Source organism: Streptomyces sp. NPDC051183 (genome assembly GCF_040682455.1).
Taxonomy (GTDB): domain Bacteria; phylum Actinomycetota; class Actinomycetes; order Streptomycetales; family Streptomycetaceae; genus Streptomyces.
On the sequence record NZ_JBFBBA010000060.1, the window covers coordinates 1 to 5,563 of the forward strand.

Consider the following 5,563-nt stretch of genomic DNA (forward strand, 5'->3'; position numbering starts at 1 on the left):
GAGCTTCGTTGCATCCGGTCGCGCGGCCATCCACCATCGTCACACCGCCGTGACCTGCACACTCACGAGATCACCGCGACTTTGCAATCGCCCTGTCCATGGACTGGGGAGTCGGTTGCCTCCCCTCGCTGGGCAAGGGGAAGCCCCGTCCCTCCGGCGGGGAGGAACGGGGCTGTGCGGCCGTCTGAGGGCCTGTGAGGACTTACGCGGGCTCGGGCTTGGTGTCGGCCTCAGGGAGCGTCGTGGGGAACTTCAGGTCCTCCGGCTGTTCTTCCCCGACCCACCAGAAGCGGAAGCGGCCGATCGTCGGGCGGACTCCGGTCTTGCGGGCCTTGATCACCCAGGCGCGTTCCAACACGGGTCCGACGATCTCGCGGCGTTCGGCAAGGGGCCACTCCTCCCACGCCTCGATGAAGAGGGCGGTGTCCCGCAAGAACGTGATGTCGAGTGCCTGTCCCGTGGGGAGATCGTTCAGCTCCCGCTCGTAGCCGTCCAGCCGGTCGTTGCTCTCGTCGTACCGGCGCTTGAAGCGGGCCTCACCGCGAGAGCCCTGGAAGAGGCCGTTCAGCTTCTCGTCCTCCAGGCGGTCAAGGAACTGTTCCTCCTCCAAGATCAGCGCCTCAAGCTGGGAGCGGCGGGCCTTGCGGTCCGGGTGCTGCATGTCGGCCCAGCGCTGGGCGATGGCCAGGACCGCCGGGTCATCGTCGGCAAGAGCGCCGAGACGGTTGATCATCGCTTCGGTCACCAGGGCGTCCGCGTGGGTGCCCTTGATCAGCACGCCGGGGCACCGGCCGCTGAAGTGGCGCCGAATGCACCGGTAGCGCGGCCAGACCTCTCCGTTCCGCACGAACGCCGTGTCGTACGACATCCGGGAGCCGCACCCGGCACAGTGCAGGTAGTCCGACAGGAGTCCGGTCACAGCCCGGCCCGTCTCCTTGGACTTCGTGCCCGGTGTGGCGTCCCTGGTCCAGTGGACCGGAACACGGCTGCCGAACATTGACCGCAAGCGGGTGTGGTCCGCGAAGCTGATGATCTCCTTGCTGACCCGGACCATCTCGCCGGTCAGGCTGTGGCGGTAGACCTCGCCCTTGTGGGGCAGGTACCCGGCCATTGTGGGAGAGATCACAAGCTGTCGGACGGCTGGCCACGACCATGAGTTCGGGGTCTTGAGCGGCTTCTCCCGGAGCTTCTGCGCCTTGATCGGTTCGCCCTTGGCCTCAAGCTGGGTGATCCGCAGCTTCCGGCTGGCCCAGCGCGGAGAGTCGTAGCCCTGATCGTTCAGCCACTTCGCCACGGACCGCAGGGACTGACCGTCCAAGAGCTTGGCGACCACGGCGCGGATGATCTCCGACTCCTCCGGGTGTGGGGTGAGCTTCCGCTCCGGCGTGACGATGAAGCCGTACGGGCGGCTGCCCATCCAGCGGCCTCCGTCCCGCTCGTCCGCCCGGAGGTCGGTGACCCGGATGGACGTGTTCTTGGATTCCTTGTGGGCTTGGTGCGCGGCCAGTGTGAGCTGGATCTCCCAGCCCTCGTTATTGGAGTCGATGCCGTCCGCGATGGAGATGAAGCGGCAGCCCGTCTCGTAGACGATCCGGATGATCTCCGACGCTTGCGGGATGCCCTGGCGGGTCGCCCGGTCCACCTTGAAGACGATCAGGACGTCCGCCAGGCGCTCCCGGAGCATGGCGAGCGCCGCGTCCCAGTCGGGGCGGTTCACGTACGCGTGGAAGCCGGACTTGTCCTCGTCCTTGAAGACCTTGATCACTTCCGCGCCCAGGTTATCGGCCCGGCCACGGCCGGCCTTCTCCTGGCGGGGGATGGACGTGGACGTGTCCGTGAGATCCGAGATCCGCAGGTACAGAATCGCGCGCAGGATGGCGGCGGCACGCGAGAATGGCTCTCGTGGTGACATTCAAACCTCCCCTTACCCCGCTGACCAGCCTAAATCCTGGGTCGGACAAGGTGTCTGGCGGGTGTTCCTGCGTGCACGAGATCGCCCATCACTTCGGGATCGACGACGAGCGGCTGCACGCGCTGGGGTACGGGTGACCCGCCCGGCCGAGGCGCCCGAGGCGCCGGAGGCGATCGATCCCGACGTCGATCTCCGCGTGCCCGCGCAGCGGGACGAGCCGCAGGGGCCGGTGCTCGCCGCGGTGGCGGCCGGCGGGGTGGTCGGGGCCTCGGCGCGCTACGGGGTCTCGCTGCTGTTCCCGACGGCGCCCGTGAGCTTTCCCTGGGCCACCTTCTGGATCAACGTGAGCGGCTCCGCCCTGATCGGCGTACTGATGGTGCTGATCAGCGAGGGCGGCCGGACGCCTGCGCACCCGCTGCTGCGGCCCTTCGCCGGGGTCGGGGTGCTCGGCGGGTTCACCACCTTCTCGACGTACGCCCTGGACTTCTCGCAGCTCCTGGACGAGGGGGAGGCCGGGACCGCGCTGGCGTACGCCGGGCTCACGGTGGCCGGCGCGCTCGGCGCGGTGTGGGCGGCGGCCTCGGCCACGCGGCTCGCGCTCCGGGACCCGGTGTGAACTGGCTGCTGATGATGGCCGGGGCCACCGCCGGGGCGCCGCTGCGGTACCTGACGGACCGTGCGGTGCAGGCGCGCCACGACTCGCTGTTCCCGTGGGGGACCTTCGTGGTGAACGCGTTCGCCTGCCTGGTGCTCGGCGTGCTCTCCGGGGCGGCGCTGGCCGGGGCGGGCTCCTCGCGCCTGGACCTGCTGCTCGGGACGGGCCTGTGCGGGGCGCTCAGCACGTACTCGACCTTCTCCTACGAGACGCTGCGGCTGGCGGAGCGGGGCCGCGGCTTCCTGGCGCTCGCGAACGTGGCGGCGTCGGTGCTGGTCGCACTGGGCGCCGTGCACCTCGGGTCGCAGGTGGCGCGGCAGTTCTTCGCCTGACCGTGCGAGCTGTCCGCCGTCCGGGCGTGTCTCATACGGGGCAAAGGGAGTTGGGCACATTGACCCGCTCCCGCGGACCTTGGCCCCTGTGTTCCGGAGGTGCCCCGTGCGCCAGTTGTCCGCTTCCCTGCGTCTGGCCGTCACCGCGCTCGCGGTCACGGTGTCGGCGGGGTGCATGAGTGTCGGCGAGGACGCCGCGAAGCCGGGGCCCGCCTCCTCGGCGGACGTCCAGGGGGCCAAGTCGGGCGGGGCCGCGACTTCGGGCCGCGGCTCAGGGGTGCACGGCAACGGGCACGGCGGCAAGAACGGTACGGGCAAGCAGGACGGCAAGCCCGGGGAGGACGGCATGGCCTCCGGCGCGACCGGGGCCTCGCCCAGCCCGGGCGCGCCCGCGGACCGGCCGGGGGCCCCCTCGCCGTCGGCGGGGGCGGGCGGCGGCGCGGGCGGCCAGGGTCCCCAGCAGCCCCCCGCGGGCGGCGGCTCGGGCGGCTCGGGCTCCGGCGGCGGCCCGGGCGGTCCGGGCGGGAGCGGCGGGGGTCACCAGTCGCCCTCCCCGGTCGTGGAGCCGCCGACTCCGCAGCCCTCCGTGATCGATCCCACACCGGCGCCGTCGCCGTCCGCGGTGGACCCCAGTACGGCGCCCGCCTCGTAGCCGCGCACCCCCTCCTCGGAGCATTTCCGCAGGTCAGAGCCGTTTTGGATGGAGTGACTTGCCAGACCCCGGGGAGGGTGCGTATGGTTATAGATCGTTTGATCCCATTGCCCGGCGCCGAATCCGAAGAGCGCCGTGTGGCGCGTACTCTCCCTAGCCGTGGCTGACCGCATTGAGGCGGTCGATTTGCGATTCACGGAGTTTGGGCGCGTGCCGAGACTCCGGAAGGTTTCGCATTTCGCATGTCCATTTCCAGTTCTGACCGTTCCGTCATGCCCGAGAACGACTCCAACGAGATCGTCGACGCCGAGACCCTCGCGGTCACCGAGGCCATCGAGGCCGCCGAGGCGAACGAGATCATCGAGGCTCTTGAGGCCGACGTGAACTCCGGCGAGTCCTTCGAGGACTCCACCGACGACTTCGACGACGCCGACGCCGACGCCGAGCCCACCATCACCTTCGGCGACCTCGGTCTGCCCGAGGGCATCGTGCGCAAGCTCGCCCAGAACGGCGTCACGGCGCCCTTCCCGATCCAGGCCGCGACCATCCCGGACGCCCTGGCCGGCAAGGACATCCTCGGCCGCGGCCGCACCGGCTCCGGCAAGACCCTCTCCTTCGGTCTGCCGACCCTGGCCTCGCTGGCCGGCGGCCACACCGAGAAGAAGAAGCCCCGCGCCATCATCCTCACGCCGACGCGTGAGCTCGCGATGCAGGTCGCGGACGCCCTCCAGCCCTACGGCGACGTGCTCGGCCTGAAGATGAAGGTCGTCTGCGGCGGTACCTCCATGGGCAACCAGATCTACGCCCTGGAGCGCGGTGTCGACGTCCTCGTCGCCACCCCGGGCCGCCTGCGCGACATCATCAACCGCGGCGCCTGCTCCCTGGAGAACGTCCAGGTCGCGGTCCTCGACGAGGCCGACCAGATGGCCGACCTGGGCTTCCTGCCCGAGGTCACCGAGCTGCTCGACCAGATCCCCGGCGGCGGCCAGCGCATGCTCTTCTCCGCCACCATGGAGAACGAGATCGGCACCCTGGTCAAGCGCTACCTGTCCAACCCCGTCACGCACGAGGTCGACAGCGCTCAGGGCAACGTCACGACCATGACGCACCACGTCCTCGTCGTGAAGCCGAAGGACAAGGCGCCGGTCACGGCCGCCATCGCCGCCCGCAAGGGCCGCACCATCATCTTCGTCCGCACCCAGCTGGGCGCCGACCGCATCGCCGAGCAGCTCATCGAGGCCGGCGTGAAGGCCGACGCGCTGCACGGCGGCATGACGCAGGGTGCCCGCACCCGCGTCCTCGCGGACTTCAAGGACGGCTACGTCAACGCGCTCGTCGCCACCGACGTCGCCGCCCGCGGCATCCACGTCGACGGCATCGACCTGGTCCTGAACGTGGACCCGGCCGGCGACCACAAGGACTACCTGCACCGCTCGGGCCGTACCGCCCGCGCCGGCAAGTCCGGTGTCGTCGTGTCGCTGGCGCTCCCGCACCAGCGCCGCCAGATCTTCCGCCTGATGGAGGACGCGGGCGTCGACGCCTCGCGCCACATCGTCCAGGGCGTCGGCGCCTTCGACCCCGAGGTCGCCGAGATCACCGGTGCGCGTTCGCTGACCCAGGTCCAGGCCGACTCCGCGAACAACGCCGCCAAGCAGGCCGAGCGCGAGGTCGCCGACCTCACCAAGCAGCTGGAGCGCCTGACGCGCCGCGCCGCCGAGCTGCGCGAGGAGGCCGACCGCCTGGTCGCCCGCTCCGCGCGCGAGCGTGGCGAGGACCCGGACGCCGCCGTCGCCGAGGTGGCCGAGGCCGCCGAGGCCGAGGTCGCGGCTGCCGTCGCGGCCGAGCCGGTCGTCCAGGAGCGCCAGTTCGAGCAGCGTCGTGACGACCGCGGCAACTACGAGCGTCGCGACAACCGTCGTGACGACCGTGGTGGCGACCGTGGCGGCTTCCGCCGTGACGACCGTCCGTCGGGTGGTTTCCGTTCCGGTGGCGACCGTCGTGACGACAACCGT

At 70.7% G+C, this 5,563-nt stretch carries 5 protein-coding genes and 1 pseudogene; 5 read left to right on the top strand and 1 reads right to left on the bottom strand.

Going from position 1 to position 5,563, the window contains the following annotated elements; genetic code table 11:
* Window positions 1–202: 202 nt before the first annotated feature.
* The gene (locus AB0M99_RS34070) at window positions 203–1,912 is read right to left on the bottom strand and encodes a recombinase family protein (protein ID WP_365927463.1); all 1,710 of its coding nucleotides are present in this window, start codon (window positions 1,910–1,912) and stop codon (window positions 203–205) included.
* A 65-nt stretch (window positions 1,913–1,977) separates the two neighbouring features.
* Between AB0M99_RS34070 and AB0M99_RS34075 the strand changes: the two are divergent.
* From AB0M99_RS34075 to AB0M99_RS34095, 5 genes and pseudogenes are all read left to right on the top strand, one after another.
* Window positions 1,978–2,049, top strand: a pseudogene (locus tag AB0M99_RS34075) (metallopeptidase family protein); the annotation flags it as partial.
* A complete protein-coding gene (locus tag AB0M99_RS34080; RefSeq protein ID WP_365927465.1) occupies window positions 2,046–2,528 on the top strand; it encodes a CrcB family protein in 483 nt (160 codons plus the stop codon). The pseudogene AB0M99_RS34075 and the gene AB0M99_RS34080, both read left to right, overlap by 4 nt.
* Entirely contained in the window at window positions 2,525–2,899 is a 375-nt protein-coding gene (locus AB0M99_RS34085; RefSeq protein WP_365927467.1) for a CrcB family protein, read from the top strand. The genes AB0M99_RS34080 and AB0M99_RS34085 overlap by 4 nt, the downstream gene beginning before the upstream one ends.
* 106 nt (window positions 2,900–3,005) lie before the next feature.
* Complete coding sequence (locus AB0M99_RS34090) at window positions 3,006–3,551, top strand: hypothetical protein (protein ID WP_365927469.1); 546 nt, start codon at window positions 3,006–3,008, stop codon at window positions 3,549–3,551.
* A 242-nt stretch (window positions 3,552–3,793) separates the two neighbouring features.
* A partial coding sequence (locus AB0M99_RS34095; protein WP_365927471.1) for a DEAD/DEAH box helicase occupies window positions 3,794–5,563 on the top strand: 1,770 nt, incomplete at its 3' end.